This window comes from Pantoea sp. SGAir0175, from assembly GCF_043547855.1.
Genome location: NZ_CP028082.1, coordinates 81,160 through 94,405, shown reverse-complemented (window position 1 = coordinate 94,405; position 13,246 = coordinate 81,160). Strand labels below are relative to the sequence as shown.

The 13,246-nt window shown below is 58.3% G+C and carries 13 protein-coding genes; 6 read left to right on the top strand and 7 right to left on the bottom strand.

The window, feature by feature from the left end; translation table 11 throughout:
• The first annotated feature begins 403 nt into the window (after window positions 1-403).
• Together C1N56_RS19790 and C1N56_RS19785 are read left to right on the top strand one after the other, a co-directional pair.
• On the top strand, window positions 404-1,558 hold the full coding sequence (locus C1N56_RS19790) for an MFS transporter (protein WP_238562095.1): 1,155 nt from the start codon (window positions 404-406) through the stop codon (window positions 1,556-1,558).
• Window positions 1,559-1,592: 34 nt separating this feature from the next.
• Window positions 1,593-2,387 carry a hypothetical protein gene (locus C1N56_RS19785; protein ID WP_238562096.1) on the top strand — a complete coding sequence of 265 codons (795 nt, stop codon included), beginning with the start codon at window positions 1,593-1,595 and terminating at the stop codon, window positions 2,385-2,387.
• 125 nt (window positions 2,388-2,512) lie between these two features.
• Here C1N56_RS19785 and C1N56_RS19780 read toward each other — a convergent pair whose 3' ends face one another.
• From C1N56_RS19780 to leuE, 4 genes are all read right to left on the bottom strand, one after another.
• The gene (locus C1N56_RS19780; protein ID WP_215481253.1) at window positions 2,513-3,220 is read right to left on the bottom strand and encodes a biuret amidohydrolase; all 708 of its coding nucleotides are present in this window, start codon (window positions 3,218-3,220) and stop codon (window positions 2,513-2,515) included.
• Window positions 3,213-4,523, bottom strand: coding sequence for a purine-cytosine permease family protein (locus tag C1N56_RS19775; RefSeq protein WP_238562097.1), 1,311 nt, complete (start codon window positions 4,521-4,523; stop codon window positions 3,213-3,215). The genes C1N56_RS19780 and C1N56_RS19775 overlap by 8 nt, the downstream gene beginning before the upstream one ends.
• Entirely contained in the window at window positions 4,516-5,964 is a 1,449-nt protein-coding gene (locus C1N56_RS19770; RefSeq protein WP_238562098.1) for an amidase, read from the bottom strand. The genes C1N56_RS19775 and C1N56_RS19770 overlap by 8 nt, the downstream gene beginning before the upstream one ends.
• A 253-nt stretch (window positions 5,965-6,217) precedes the next feature.
• Window positions 6,218-6,856, bottom strand: a complete 639-nt coding sequence (gene leuE, locus C1N56_RS19765) for a leucine efflux protein LeuE (protein WP_058770263.1) — start codon at window positions 6,854-6,856, stop codon at window positions 6,218-6,220.
• A gap of 38 nt (window positions 6,857-6,894) precedes the next feature.
• On the opposite strand from leuE, the gene C1N56_RS19760 reads away from it, so the two are divergent.
• Window positions 6,895-7,026, top strand: coding sequence for a hypothetical protein (locus C1N56_RS19760; protein ID WP_260467644.1), 132 nt, complete (start codon window positions 6,895-6,897; stop codon window positions 7,024-7,026).
• Window positions 7,027-7,057: 31 nt separating this feature from the next.
• Here the strand turns inward: C1N56_RS19760 and C1N56_RS19755 are convergent, their stop codons facing one another.
• Window positions 7,058-7,939, bottom strand: coding sequence for a LysR family transcriptional regulator (locus C1N56_RS19755; protein WP_159377662.1), 882 nt, complete (start codon window positions 7,937-7,939; stop codon window positions 7,058-7,060).
• Between the two features lie 123 nt (window positions 7,940-8,062).
• Here C1N56_RS19755 and C1N56_RS19750 point away from each other — a divergent pair, with 123 nt between their 5' ends.
• Window positions 8,063-8,917, top strand: coding sequence for a Vmh family MBL fold metallo-hydrolase (locus C1N56_RS19750; protein ID WP_238562100.1), 855 nt, complete (start codon window positions 8,063-8,065; stop codon window positions 8,915-8,917).
• Window positions 8,918-8,965: 48 nt separating this feature from the next.
• Here C1N56_RS19750 and C1N56_RS19745 read toward each other — a convergent pair whose 3' ends face one another.
• Window positions 8,966-9,946 (bottom strand): alpha/beta hydrolase, encoded by a 981-nt coding sequence (locus tag C1N56_RS19745; RefSeq protein ID WP_375140412.1) that lies wholly within the window; start codon window positions 9,944-9,946, stop codon window positions 8,966-8,968.
• A 341-nt stretch (window positions 9,947-10,287) separates the two neighbouring features.
• On the opposite strand from C1N56_RS19745, the gene yddG reads away from it, so the two are divergent.
• Window positions 10,288-11,202 carry an aromatic amino acid DMT transporter YddG gene (gene yddG, locus C1N56_RS19740; RefSeq protein ID WP_238562101.1) on the top strand — a complete coding sequence of 305 codons (915 nt, stop codon included), beginning with the start codon at window positions 10,288-10,290 and terminating at the stop codon, window positions 11,200-11,202.
• A gap of 47 nt (window positions 11,203-11,249) precedes the next feature.
• Here the strand turns inward: yddG and C1N56_RS19735 are convergent, their stop codons facing one another.
• Window positions 11,250-12,218: a GlxA family transcriptional regulator gene (locus tag C1N56_RS19735; protein WP_238562102.1), complete on the bottom strand. Its 969-nt coding sequence runs from the start codon at window positions 12,216-12,218 to the stop codon at window positions 11,250-11,252.
• 112 nt (window positions 12,219-12,330) lie between these two features.
• On the opposite strand from C1N56_RS19735, the gene C1N56_RS19730 reads away from it, so the two are divergent.
• Window positions 12,331-12,972, top strand: a complete 642-nt coding sequence (locus C1N56_RS19730) for an HD domain-containing protein (protein ID WP_394517629.1) — start codon at window positions 12,331-12,333, stop codon at window positions 12,970-12,972.
• The last annotated feature ends 274 nt before the right edge of the window (window positions 12,973-13,246 follow it).

Genomic DNA, 13,246 nt, shown 5'->3' with positions numbered 1-13,246 from the left:
GCTGCTGTTCAGTTAAGCAACGTGCAGGTAATTCAACCTGGTGGATAGCGGTGCGATTTATCGCGCAATAAGTTTCACCGCTACACAGTGCGCGCAATGCTTGTATCACCTCAGGTTAATTTCTATATATTACAGCGCATTAAAATAATATTGTCATCGTTGAATTTATCCGTCATTACCGTTCCCCTCCCACATCGCGCTTTTTTAAAGTGCCTTCCGTGTATGCAATAAATAAAATCTACTGATTACAGCCACCTGAACACGCTACGTCATTTCCAGGACAAGTCTTGTTACTGTTAAATATTAATTACGTTTTTATGGGCCTCTGCACAGGCTGCAGTGTACCTGTAGCCCGACCATGGATAAGGCCAGGCAATGAAACGCCGTACTACACCGGGATGTGATGATGAACAGTAATCTGCTTAACCTGCGCCAGCAGCGCGCGACGCGCACGCTATTTTTTATCGCCGGACTGGGCATGGCCGCCTGGGCGCCGCTTATTCCCTTCGCCAAAGCGCAACTGGCGATCAATGACGGCATGCTGGGGCTGCTGCTGTTCTGTATCGCCGCAGGCTCCATGTCAGTTATGCCCTTTACCGGCGCGCTGATTGCCCATTTTGGCTGTCGCACGCTGCTGCTGCTGTGCGGTGCGGGACTGGCCCTGGATCTGCCGCTGCTGATGCTGCTGAACGCACCGCTGCCGATGGCGGGCGCGCTGTTGCTCTTCGGCGCGATCAACGGACTGATGGATGTCAGCATGAATTATCAGGCGGTGATCGTGGAGCGCGAGGCCGGGGTCAGCAAGATGTCGGGCTTTCACGGCTTTTACAGTCTTGGCAGCATTGCTGGCGCCGGCGCGGTGAGTCTGCTGCTGTGGCTGCAGGTTGCGCCCCTGCTGGCGCTGCTGCCGCTGTGTGCGTTGATTTTATTGCTGCTGCTGATGAGCCATACCGCCCTGTTGCCCCGTCGCCGCACGGATGCAAAACCAACGCGCGGTACGCTGCGCGCCCTGACGCACCGTAACGTGGTGCTGATTGCCCTGCTGTGTTTCCTGCTGTTCCTCACCGAAGGCGCCATGCTCGACTGGTCAGCGGTGTTTATGAACAGTGAACGCGCCATGTCGATGCAGCTGGCCGGTTTCAGCTTCACGCTGTACGCCACGGCTGTCGCTACGCTGCGCCTGTTTGGCGATCGGCTGATTAATCACTATGGCAGTCGCCGCGTGCTCACCTGGGGCGGTCTCGTCGCCAGCGGGGGGCTGGCATTAGCGATTTTCTCCGTCTGGCTGTGGAGCGCCCTGCTCGGCTTTGTGCTGGTGGGTATCGGTCTGGCCAATATCGTGCCGATTTTATTCAACGCGGCGGGTAACCAGCGCACTGTCGCCGCGCATTACGCCATACCGGCCGTCACGCTGTGCGGTTACTCCGGGCTACTGCTGGGCCCGGCGCTGATTGGCTTTAGCGCCCAGCTCACGTCCCTGACCACCACGCTCAGCGCCGGCATCGTGATGTTGCTGCTGGTGACTTTCGCGGCGCGTTTCGCTCTGACAGCGAAGTAGCGCCTCTGCCCCGTCATATTCACAAGGAGTTTCTATGACAACCTCAACGCAACCGGTGTTCAGCCTGCACTACGTCGGGCTCAATCTGAAGAAAGGCGTTAATGCCGCGACCTTCGAAGCCTTTCTCAAGGCGCGCGGCACGCAGATTCCTGCTTATCCGGGCTGGCAATGGTCGCTGTTAAAAGGCCTGCGCGGCGAACGCCAGGAACAATACCTGATGCTGTATCAGGCTCCCAGCCAGGCAGACTATGACCGCTATATCACACCGGCTGGCGAACTCACGGCCGAGGCCATCGCCTTCTGGCAACAACGGCCCGAGGCGTGCGCGCTGCTTGAGGAGTGGAAAAACTTTGCCACCTACGGGGAGTTACCAACGCTGTTCTCCACCTTCTCGCTGCTGGCAGAAAACCGCCACAGTTCACTGCCGCCCGGCCCGAACTTTCAGCCCGATGCTCAACCTGCGGTGGCACGCGTGGTCGGTTTTCATCATCTGGCACTACGTGCTGGCGTGACGGCTGCCGACTTTGATCGCTTTATGATGGAGAACGTCGCGCGCATTGATGACTATCCCGGCTGGAAGTTTCACATGCTGAAGGGCACCGGCGGCAATCGAAGTGAGCAATATGCAGTGATGCTGGTGATCGAAAGTCTCGACTCGCTCAACAGCTTCCATCCGGCGATGGACGTCTCAACCGAAAAATCGCTGACGTTTGTGAAAAACCATCAGGAGAGCGAGCGTATGTATGATGAATGGCGCACCATGGCCTCGTTCTCCGGCGCACCGCAAATGTATACCGACTATCTGACGATTGCCGGCAACGTCGGCTGAGGTTGGCCACGACCGGCGGAGGCCGGTCAGACTGCATTATCACGCCCGTTCAGGGTTGGTGTTCGGTTCTGGCTGGCCCGGCACCTCAACGCCAGGCCAGCCCGCCGTTCGCGTCCGTTGCCGGATTAGCTCACCCGCGCCGCTGCCGGGCTGTTCAGCGCGGCCAGCAGCGTTGCCGAGTCCGCCACTGCGCCAAAAATACCGCCCTGCATGTGGATCATGCTGAGCGCCGCCTCGTGATGTTTCAACTCCGTCGCCGCGCAGCAGTCGCTCAGCACCAGACATTCAAAGCCGCGATCGTTGGCTTCGCGCAGTGTGGTATGCACGCAAACGTCGGTAGTGATGCCGCTGATGATTAAGTTGCGGATACCGCGACTGTGCAGAATCAGCTCAAGGTCGGTGGCGTAAAAGGAGCCTTTGCCGGGTTTATCAATAATCACTTCATCCGGTAGCGGCGCCAGCTCGGGAATGATTTCCCAGCCTGGCTCACCGCGCACCAGAATGCGGCCACAGGGCCCTGCTGCACCAATCTCCGCCTGCATCCGCCGCGATCGCCAGCGCTTGTTGGCCGGTAGATCGCTCAGGTCCGGACGATGGCCTTCACGGGTATGGATGATCGGGAAGCCGGAGTCGCGCATGCGCGCTAACACCTGCTGCAGCGGTTTGATGGGGGCGCGTGTCAGGGAGATGTCGTAACCCATAGTATCAACATAACCGCCCTTACCGCAGAAGTCGGTTTGCATATCAATCACCAGCAGCGCGGTGTTTTGTACCGTGCAGTTGCCGTCAAAAGGCCACGGATAAGGCGTTGAATCAACGATATAATCAGGCATTGCTTTTCTCCATTACCGCCGCGCTGCTTTCCGGTTTCCATTTCACAATCAGCGTGTAGCTCACTGCCGCTGCCACCAGACCAATGACCGCTTCACCAAACTGCGGGAATTCAAGGTGGGCCATCACCGCACACAGGCTGCCGATGGCCCAGGCGGCGAACGCGCTGCCGCGCAGGCGGCGGGTTTGACGCTTTTCGCTGATTTTTGCCATAAAGATCAAATCAACAATCATCACTGCGCCAAACGGCGGCACCACCATGCCGAGCAGGCTGAGCCATTCGAGGAACCAGGACCACACGCCGGCCAGCGCCAGCACGCCACCGATGGCACCGAGGATCAGCGTCCACAGGCGCATTTTGCTGCTGAACAGATGGCTGAAACCGACCGCGCCGTTATACAGGCAGTGCGTGCACACCGAACCGAGGTTGATGAACACAAACAGAAAGGCAATGACGGAGAGCAGCATGCCGTGCCCCATCAGCAGCGGCAGGAAGTTACCGCCGTTACTGAGCGGATCGACCGCCGCGCCGACGGCGACAATCACCACGCCAAACAGATAGGAAATCACATTCGCCAGCGGAAACGCGGAAAACGCGGCGATCACCGCTGATTTGCCGTCCTTCGACCAGCGGGTGAAATCCGCTGTCATGGTGCCGGAATCCGCAAAGCCGGCAATCACCATGGTAACCGCCGTGCCCATGCTCATGGCACCAGCGGCTGCCGGACTGCCCTGCCACTGGGTCAGCGTGGTGAAATCATGATCCTTGCTCACCAGCCACAGCGCAACCAGCCCCAGCACCACAAACAGCGGAGCGGCAATCATTCCCAGCACCGACAGCGCCCGCACCCCAAGAAAGGTGACGCCGGTATACAGCACCATGGCAAACGCGGTGACCGCCAGCGCGTTCCAGCCAAAAGTCTGGTTGATCACCGTCCCGGTCAGGCCGGTCTGGAAGGCGTACCAGCCTATCACCACGGTAGAAAGAAAGCCGGACACCAGGATATAGCCTTTGGTGCCGAAGGTCCGCTTCGCCTGCAGCGCGAAGTTCATACCGGTATGCCCGGCGAACCAGCTAAGTGCACCGACATAGGCAAACAGCACCAGGTTACCCAGCAAAATCGCCAGCAGTGCCGGCCAGAAGCCGAGATGCCAGGTGATAATGCCGCCGAACAGCGCATTGGTGAGGATCATCGGAAAGCCAAACCACACCGCCGACACCGAACCCGTCGAGTGGCGATGGCTAAGCGGCACCGGCTCATGCTCGAACTCCTGCTCCAGCGCAGGGGAAGATTTGTTACTCATGGAGAACTCCAATAGCAGCAGGATAGTGATGATTCCATGGTTGGATGCGCTCAAAAGCGGCACTGGCCGCCAGCACCAGGCCATCGTCCAGATGACGACCCACAATTTGCATACCGATCGGCAGACCACTGGCCGTGAAGCCGGCAGGCACCGAGGCGGCAGGCTGACCGGTAAAATTGAACGGGAAGCAGAACGACAGCCAGTGATCGCTGCGCACCATGCGGCCATCAATGACTTCCGGGCCCTGCATGTGCAGCGCAAACGGCGGCACCGCCAGCGTAGGTGACAGCAGCAGGTCGTAGCGCTGCATAAAGCGCCACAGCTGGTTGCAGAGCTTTTTGCGCGTGGTATTGGCGTCGGTGAAATGCTCCGCGCGCCAGTCGCGCTGCAGCATGGCACTCAGGTGCGGTGACATCGCAGCACCCAGCTCGCTCTGCATCTGGCGCATGCCGCTCAGATCGCTTTCGAACGCCACCAGCGCAGCAAAGCTGGCGCTTTCGTCAGCGATGCCGGGATCCACCTCCTCCAGCTCTGCGCCCAGCGCCGCAGCGAGACGACGCGCGGCCGCGGTGACCACGGCGCGCACTTCCGCATCGACGGCGATATAGCCAAAGTCGGCGCTGAAAGCGATACGCACCCCCTGCAGTGGCCGATGCAGGCTGCCCAGCCAGTCAACATCGCTGCACGGGATAGAGTGCCGGTCGCGCATGTCCGGACCGGCCATCACCGACATCATCAGCGCGCTGTCGCGCACGCTACGCGTCATCGGACCGATATGTTCAAGCGATTCCCAGCTGGAAACGCCAGGATAACGCTCATCGCGGCAGCCCGGCCAGAGCGGTACCCGCCCCATCGAGGCCTTGAGTCCATAGACACCGCAGTGGGCCGCCGGGATACGTACCGATCCTCCGCCATCACTGCCGAGCGCAATCGGACACAGCCGCGCCGCCAGCGCCGCGCCGGATCCCGCGCTCGATCCGCCCGGCGTTTTGCTCACATCCCAGGGATTACGCGGTGAGGGAAACAGGGGATTATGGCCGACACCGCTGTAGCCAAATTCCGGCGCGGTGGTCTTGCCCAGCAGGATGGCATCCGCCGCCAGCAGGCGCTCAACGGTGATGTCATCTTCTTCGGGAATAAAATCGGCGTAGGCGGCCGATCCTGACGTGGTTCGCACACCGGCGGTACAGATCAAATCTTTTACCGCCAGCGGCACACCCGCCAGTGCGCCCAGCGGCTCGCCGCGCGCACGACGGCGGTCGATCTGCTCTGCCTGTGCCAGCGCCCGCTCCGGCGTCAGGGTACAAAACGCCTGAATCAGCGGCTCCCGCTGTTCCAGGCGATCCAGCGTCGCCTGGGTTAACTCGCGCGCGGAAACCTCGCCGTCGCGCACCCGCGCCGCCAGCTGGGTGGCATCTTCATCCAGCAGTGCATCAAACATGATCGTTCTCCCGGGTTAATTGGCTACCGGGAGGAGTGCAGTTTGCGTGCCAGAATAGCGTGAAGTGCGCGGCCGTTATGCGCCGGGCCAGATAGGATACGGTCTGGGATACAAGATGGAATACTTATGGATGCGGCAGTCATACCGATGCAGGCAATGCGCACAAGCTGTGCACATCGCTGCATCATCGCGTTGCCATTTTAGGGTGCAGCCAGCGGAGGCGGAGTTGCTGCCGTGGCGTGCGTCAGAAGGGTTAGCTTTGCGCGCTGACTAACCGCACGGCGAAGCCAAAAAACAGCATGCCGGTCAGCATGTTCGCCAGCTTGACCAGGCGGGTGCGGCTGCGCAGATAGCGCACCATCACCGCGCCAGCCACCAGCAACAGTGAATAGTAGCTGAAACTGATCACCTGAATCAGCGCACCCAGGGTGGCAAACGCCGGCGCGGTATGGGTGACGCGCGGATCGATAAACTGAATGAAGAACGAAACGTAAAACAGAATCGCCTTGGGATTGGTTACGCCAAGCAGCAGCGCACGCAGGAAATAGTTTTCCTGTTTTACCGCTTCAGCCGGTTGATCGCCGCTGCGTTTGCGCAGCGCGCCGATGATAATCTTCACGCCGAGATACAGCAGGAACATGGCACCAAGATAACGCACCACCATAAAAATATGCGGACTGGTACGGATCAGCGTCGCGACGCCCGCCCAGGCGAGGAAAATCAAAATTAAATCGCCCGCCATCACCCCGGCTATCGCCTGACAGGCCGGCTTTGCCCCACGACTCATCCCGGTGCGCAGCACATACAGGCTGTTGGGTCCGGGTAATAGAATGATCACCAGCGCGCCCGCCAGGAAAGTCCAGAGATTGATGATGCCTAAATCGTGAAACATTACGGTGCTACCCCATGCCGTTAAGCAGGTAAAAATGAGTGAAAGTGGAACCCGGCGCGCTGCTCAACTGCCGCGGCGCGGCGCATAGTAGCAGTTGTGCGGTGGATTTGTCGCTTAACGCCACGGTTCAGTATGTCGAAACGGTGTTACGTAACGCATACAGCGCGTGACAGGCACCAGTGACGTTGTCACAGTGATGATTCAGAGGTTTTGCAACTGCTGCATCACCGCATCCAGAAATACCCGTAATACCGCAGGCTGGCGTTCGCGCGACATATACAGGCCATAAATGCCTAAGGTGCGCGGTTGAAAACCGGGCAGTACGCAACGTAACTGACCGCTGGTCAGCGCAGCCTGTGCCTCCATTGCCGGCACCATGGCAACCCCACAGCCGGCGATAGCGGCATCACATAACACGGATGAAATACCGGCGCTGAAATTGCCGCTCACCACCACGGAAACCGCCTCGCCTTGCGCATCGTGAAACTGCCAGCGCTGCCCGGCGAAGCGGCTGTAGTGCAGGCAATTATGTTGTGCCAGATCCGCTGGCGTCTGCGGTTCGCCCCGCTGCGTTAAATAGGCCGGCGCGGCGCAGACTACCGAGGCACATTCACCCAGCCTGCGGGCAATCGCGCCGGGCTCCGGATCGTCGGTAATGCGAATAGCCACATCGATGCGCTCACCCACCAGGCTGACCGGCTGATTATTGATCTCCAGCTCAATACGCACCGCCGGGTAACGCGCGAGGAACGCCGGAATCATCGGTCCAAGAATGTGTGTGGCGGTTGAATGTGCACAGGCCACGCGCAACGTGCCCTGCGGTTTGCCCTCATCGCCCTGCTGCTCTATCTCATCGGCAAGCCGGGCCAGCGCGCGTGTCTTATGCAAAATCTGCTCACCCGCCGGAGTAATGGTCAGCCGCCGTGAAGAACGGTGCAGCAGGCGTGCGCCCGCCCACTTCTCCATTTCATCAAGATAGCGACTGACCATCGGGCGCGAAATATCCAGCGCGCGCGCCGCCGCGCTCAGGCTTCCCAGCTCACAAATCCGGTTAAACACCCGCGCTGCCGTCACTCTGTCCATGCAGGCTCCATCTGATCGTTTTATGCAACTGATCATATCTGATTGCGGGAATTCTGCCAGCTGGCGATTTGCTTACAATAGCGTCTTTCAGTGACGGCACGTTGCCGTAAAAAGGAAGATGCCATGAAGATGAAATCACTCGCGCTGCTGGTCACCTTAGCCGCCGCGCCGGTTTTTGCCGCCCCGTTGCAGTTGGACGTGTATAACCCACAGGAACAGGGAATTTTTCCGGTCTCGTCGACGCTGGTCTCCGGTCCGCATGAGGCGATTCTGTTTGATGCGCAGTTCAGCCCCAAAGATGGCGAGAAGCTGGTGGAACTGATTAAAGCGCGCGGCAAGCAGTTGACCCACATCGTGATCACCTCGGGCGATCCGGATTTCTACTTCGGTCTTGAGCCGCTGGTGCAGGCGTTTCCGCAGGCCAAAATTGTCGCCTCGCCGCTGGTAGTGGAACATATCGAAGCGACCAAAGATGCCAAGCTGCAGTACTGGGGACCGCAGATGAACGGCGCTGCGCCGCACCAGCTGTATGTGCCACAGATTACCCACCAGACGCGGTTTAGCGTCGATGGTGAGCGCATCGAGCTGCGCCACGCGGCAGAAAAATCAGCCTACGTGTGGATTCCCTCCAGTAAGGCAATACTCGGTGGCACAGTGGTGGATTCCGGCATTCACGTCTGGACCGCGGACACCCAGAACGCAGCCAGCCGCGCAGAGTGGCGTCAGGTATTGCGAGAAATGCAGCAGTTGAAGCCGCAGGTGGTGATCCCCGGCCACTATCTGGGTGCGCGTCCGGCAGGCGATAAGGCGGTCACCTTTACGCTGGATTATCTGCAAAGTTTTGAGCGGGCGCTGCAACAGCACAAAGGCTCCGCGGCGGTGATTCAGGCGATGAAACAGGCATGGCCAACCTTAGCGGATGTCAGCTCGCTGGAGCTGAGCGCGAAGGTGAATACCGGTGAGATGAAGTGGAAGTGACGCGAGAATAAATGAACGGGCCAGACGCCACCGCGCCTGGCCTGAAGCTTACTGCAGATGGGTTTTCAGCTCTTCCGCCGCCTGGCGAATCGCAGTGCGTACCGCCGGCACCTCGCTCAGCGGATTGAGCAGGCCGTAGTCATGAATCAGACCGTTATAGCGCGTCACGGTGACATCCACACCGGCGGCATCCAGTTTGCGACCAAAGGCTTCACCCTCATCACGCAGCACATCCAGTTCTGCCGTCTGAATCAGCGTTGGCGGTAAGCCCTGCAGCTGCTCTTTTGTGGCGCGCAGCGGCGAAGCGAGAATATTGCCGCGCTCGCTCTGTTTGGTGGTGTAGGCGTCCCAGAACCATTTCATCATGTTACGCGACAGGAAATATCCGTTGGCAAACTGGTGATACGAAGCGGTATCAAAGCGCGCATCGGTTACCGGCCACAGCATGATGTCATAACGAATCGCAGGCGTTTGCTGCTGTTTAGCCTGCAGCGCGACCGCCGCCACCATGTTACCGCCGACGCTGTTACCAACCAGCGCCAGGCGCTTGCCATCGACACCAATTTCACTACCGTGTTCCGCCACCCAGCGTGTCGCCGCATAAGCCTGATTGATGGCCAGCGGATAATGCGCTTCGGGTGACGGCGTATAGTTCACAAACACAGCCGCAGCGCCAGATTCCACCACCAGATCGCGCACCAGACGTTCGTGGGTCGGGAAATCACCGAGGATCCAGCCGCCGCCGTGGAAGAACATAAATACCGGCAGCGTACCCTGTGCGCCCTGCGGTTTTACGATATTCAGCTTAATGGGCTGGCCGTTTACCTGAATGGTTTTTTCAGTGACATCGGCCGGCGGCAGCGTTACGCCCTTCTGCGCATCAATCAGGACCTGACGCGCCGCCTGCGGTGACAGTTGCTCAATCGGTTTGCCGCCGCTGCTGTTCAGCGCCTGTAAAAACTGTTGCACGTGACGTTCAGGTTGTGGTGCGTCAGCAAAGCTATTTACCGACGCAGTAGCCATCGCCATGGCAAGCAGAGAGTGTTGTAATTTCATGGTGTTACTCCTTTAATGTTTTTTGCGATTATATCGCACGCTATTTAAATGATGATGACTCAATGGTCGTGTTCTGAACTGAGACTGAATTTATATAGCGCGCTATTTAATAGCAAGATATTTTTTGCGAAGATTTACATCATTACTCTATTACACTGATTTTAATCAGGATATTTTTTCAAATTTTTGCCTGCAGGCGGGTGCGCTTTCTGGCCAGTCACATTGGTAACCTGCAGATTCATCTTGTCTGCGTCCCCGCCAGCAGCCACACTGGCGAGCACGCCGCGATTTTTCACACATTGAGGTAACGGGTAATGCCGCAGAGTAAAGCTACCCTGACTGGTCTGCTGGCCATTGTGCTGTGGAGCACGATTGTAGGATTAATAAAAAGCGTCAGTGAAAGTTTTGGTCCGGTAACCGGTGCCGCGCTGATTTACAGCGCCAGCGCCCTGCTGTTGCTGCTCACCGTGGGTTTTCCTGACCTGCGCCAGTTTCCCCGTCGCTATTTGCTGATCGGCAGCCTGCTGTTTGTCTGCTATGAGCTCTGCCTGTCGCTGTCGCTGGGTTTTACTCATAGCGGCCATCAGGCGATTGAAGTCGGCATGGTTAATTACCTGTGGCCGGCGATGACCATCGTTTTAACGGTGATGGTTAACCGGCAAAAGACCAGCCCGTTGATTATTCCCGGCCTTCTGCTGGCCGTCGCCGGTATTTGTCGGGTACTGAGCGGCGATCGGGGATTTTCACTGGGCGAAATGATCGACAACGTGATGGATAATCCGCTCAGTTATGGTCTGGCATTTGGCGGTGCGATGATTTGGGCGGTTTATTGTGTGGTGACAAAAAATAGCGCTAAAGGCAGTAATGGCATCACGCTATTTTTCATGTTAACTGCGCTGACGCTGTGGCTGAAATCGCTGCTATCACCGCAGCCGCCCGTGGTGTTTTCGCTACAGGCGTGCATCAGCCTGGCGCTGGCAGCGATGGCGATGGGGCTCGGCTATGCGGCGTGGAATGTCGGCATTCTGCACGGCAATGTCACGCTGTTAGCCGCAGCCTCCTACTTTATCCCTATCATTTCATCGCTGATAGCCGCTTTTATCCTTAACTCCAGCCTGACCTTCTCCTTCTGGCAAGGCACGGCGATGGTTTGCCTCGGTTCGCTGCTCTGCTGGTGGTCAACGCGCGGGACTGCAACGCATAAGCTGGAAAGCAACACGCTGGAATAAGCGGCTGGATGGCGCAGCCGGGCGAGAATACAGACAGTGGTGCAGACTCAGCGCGGCGGCGGGAACATTTTGCGATACAGCGACGGCGTCATGCCGGTTACTTTGACAAACGCGCGGCGCATCACATCGGCACTGTGATAGCCGCAGGCCGCCGGGATCGCTTTGAGCGGCAGCTCACCGGCATCCAGCAAAGCCCGCGCGTGGCTGATGCGTGCCTGCTCCAGCCATGCGCCAGGCTGGATCTGCATCTCCTGCTGAAACAGACGCGCTAAATGCCGCGTACTGAGGTGCATGTGCGCCGCCAGGTCATCCAGCCCGCGAATCTGTGCCAGATGCGCGATTGCCCAACGCTGCATCTCCTGAAAGGCGCTGCGTCCGGCCAGTGACACCTGCTGTTTACGCACAAAATGTCCCTGTGTGACCGGGCGCTGGAAGAACATCACCAGGCTGGCGGCCACCTCCTGCGCCAGCTCGCGCCCGAGATCCTCTTCCACCAGCCGCAGCGCCAGATCCAGTCCGGACGTCACCCCCGCTGCCGTGCGTAATGCACCATCCGCCACATACAGCGCATCGGCTTCGACCTGCGCATCGGGTAGCAGTAATGCCAGCCGTTCCGCACACGCCCAGTGAGTAGTGACTTTCCTGCCGTTCAGCAAACCCGTTTGCGCCAGCAGCAGCGCCCCCGTACACACCGAGCCGTAACGCTGGCTGCGCTGACAGAGCGCGGTAATCTGCTGGCGCTCACTGGCGGAAAGCTGCATCTGGCTGGCGTCAGGTGCTCCGGCAACCAGAAAGGTATCGGCGCGATGCTGTGTCGCCGCAGTTAGCGCAACGTCGGCTTCCAGCCGGACACCAGACGAGCAGCGGATGCTGGTGTGCTGCAGCGACATCACGCTGAGCTGATACACCTGACGATGCAGCAGCCGATTTGCCTCGGCAAACACATCCAGCGGCCCGGAAATATCCAGCAACTGGGCGCCGGGAACGGCCAAAAGGGTAATGAGATGGTGAGTCATTATCTGGCTGTCCGCTTAAATCGCAATGTCTGAAATCATCGTTAAACAGAGATTCATGACATTGTCGCGCGGCTTTATGCTGAACGCAACTTCACTAAGCGGAGACATCACCATGAGTTTTACGATTAACGGCATTCGTATTCCAGACAGCAAAATGGCGCGCGATGCTACCGCGCTGGTACGTGACATCGAATCGGATCTGTTATTTCATCACTCCAGCCGCGTTTTTTACTGGGGCGCTTTGGCAGGTCAGCGACTGGGGGTCAAAGTGGATGCCGAGCTGCTTTACGTTGGCTGCATGTTTCATGATGTGGGCCTGACGCAACAGCATTGCAGCTGCGATAAGCGCTTTGAAGTCGATGGCGCCAATGCGGCGCGCGATTTTCTGCAACATCACGGGGTTGCCCAGGCGGATATTGATAAAGTGTGGACGGCGATTGCCCTGCACACGACGCCCGGCATTCCGCAATTTATGGCCGGGGAAATCGCCCTGGTGACGGCCGGCGTTGAGATGGATGTGCTGGGTATTGACTATGATCACTTCAGCGATGAGCAACGTGAAGCCGTGGTGCAGCAGCATCCCCGTCCGGCACAGTTTAAAGAAGAAATTATCCAGGCATTTTATGAAGGCATTCAACACAAACCGGCGACGACTTTCGGCAACGTGAAAGCTGATATCATTGCTGATAAGCAACCGGCATTTCGCCCGATGAATTTTTGCCGGATTATCCGCCAGTCGCGCTGGACGGGTTAACATGGACAGCGGAGATAGCTCACCGCGAACGGGAGAAATGGCGACGGAAACGTGCGCTGTGAATCCCGGCAACAAAATTAACTCATCGAACATTGTCAGCAGGGGCGAATTTTCGTTGCTACTATAGTGACGCAACACACAGCTCAAGCGTTGCGACGAGAATTTTTCCTGTAGTTTTTTGTTATGCCCGCTCTGCGGGCATTTTTTTATGCCAGAAATGGACTGCCGTCCCCTGCCGCTGCCGTGCTGCCTGATGTCCGCTGGACGTTTTGCC

What these genes read in the sequence shown, in the direction of transcription:
- C1N56_RS19790 (WP_238562095.1), top strand. Translation starts at nt 404, where the DNA reads ATGATGAACAGTAATCTGCTTAACCTGCGCCAGCAGCGCGCGACGCGC.
- C1N56_RS19785 (WP_238562096.1), top strand. Translation starts at nt 1,593, where the DNA reads ATGACAACCTCAACGCAACCGGTGTTCAGCCTGCACTACGTCGGGCTC.
- C1N56_RS19780 (WP_215481253.1), bottom strand. Translation starts at nt 3,220, where the DNA reads ATGCCTGATTATATCGTTGATTCAACGCCTTATCCGTGGCCTTTTGAC.
- C1N56_RS19775 (WP_238562097.1), bottom strand. Translation starts at nt 4,523, where the DNA reads ATGAGTAACAAATCTTCCCCTGCGCTGGAGCAGGAGTTCGAGCATGAG.
- C1N56_RS19770 (WP_238562098.1), bottom strand. Translation starts at nt 5,964, where the DNA reads ATGTTTGATGCACTGCTGGATGAAGATGCCACCCAGCTGGCGGCGCGG.
- leuE (WP_058770263.1), bottom strand. Translation starts at nt 6,856, where the DNA reads ATGTTTCACGATTTAGGCATCATCAATCTCTGGACTTTCCTGGCGGGC.
- C1N56_RS19755 (WP_159377662.1), bottom strand. Translation starts at nt 7,939, where the DNA reads ATGGACAGAGTGACGGCAGCGCGGGTGTTTAACCGGATTTGTGAGCTG.
- C1N56_RS19750 (WP_238562100.1), top strand. Translation starts at nt 8,063, where the DNA reads ATGAAGATGAAATCACTCGCGCTGCTGGTCACCTTAGCCGCCGCGCCG.
- C1N56_RS19745 (WP_375140412.1), bottom strand. Translation starts at nt 9,946, where the DNA reads ATGGCGATGGCTACTGCGTCGGTAAATAGCTTTGCTGACGCACCACAA.
- yddG (WP_238562101.1), top strand. Translation starts at nt 10,288, where the DNA reads ATGCCGCAGAGTAAAGCTACCCTGACTGGTCTGCTGGCCATTGTGCTG.
- C1N56_RS19735 (WP_238562102.1), bottom strand. Translation starts at nt 12,218, where the DNA reads ATGACTCACCATCTCATTACCCTTTTGGCCGTTCCCGGCGCCCAGTTG.
- C1N56_RS19730 (WP_394517629.1), top strand. Translation starts at nt 12,331, where the DNA reads ATGAGTTTTACGATTAACGGCATTCGTATTCCAGACAGCAAAATGGCG.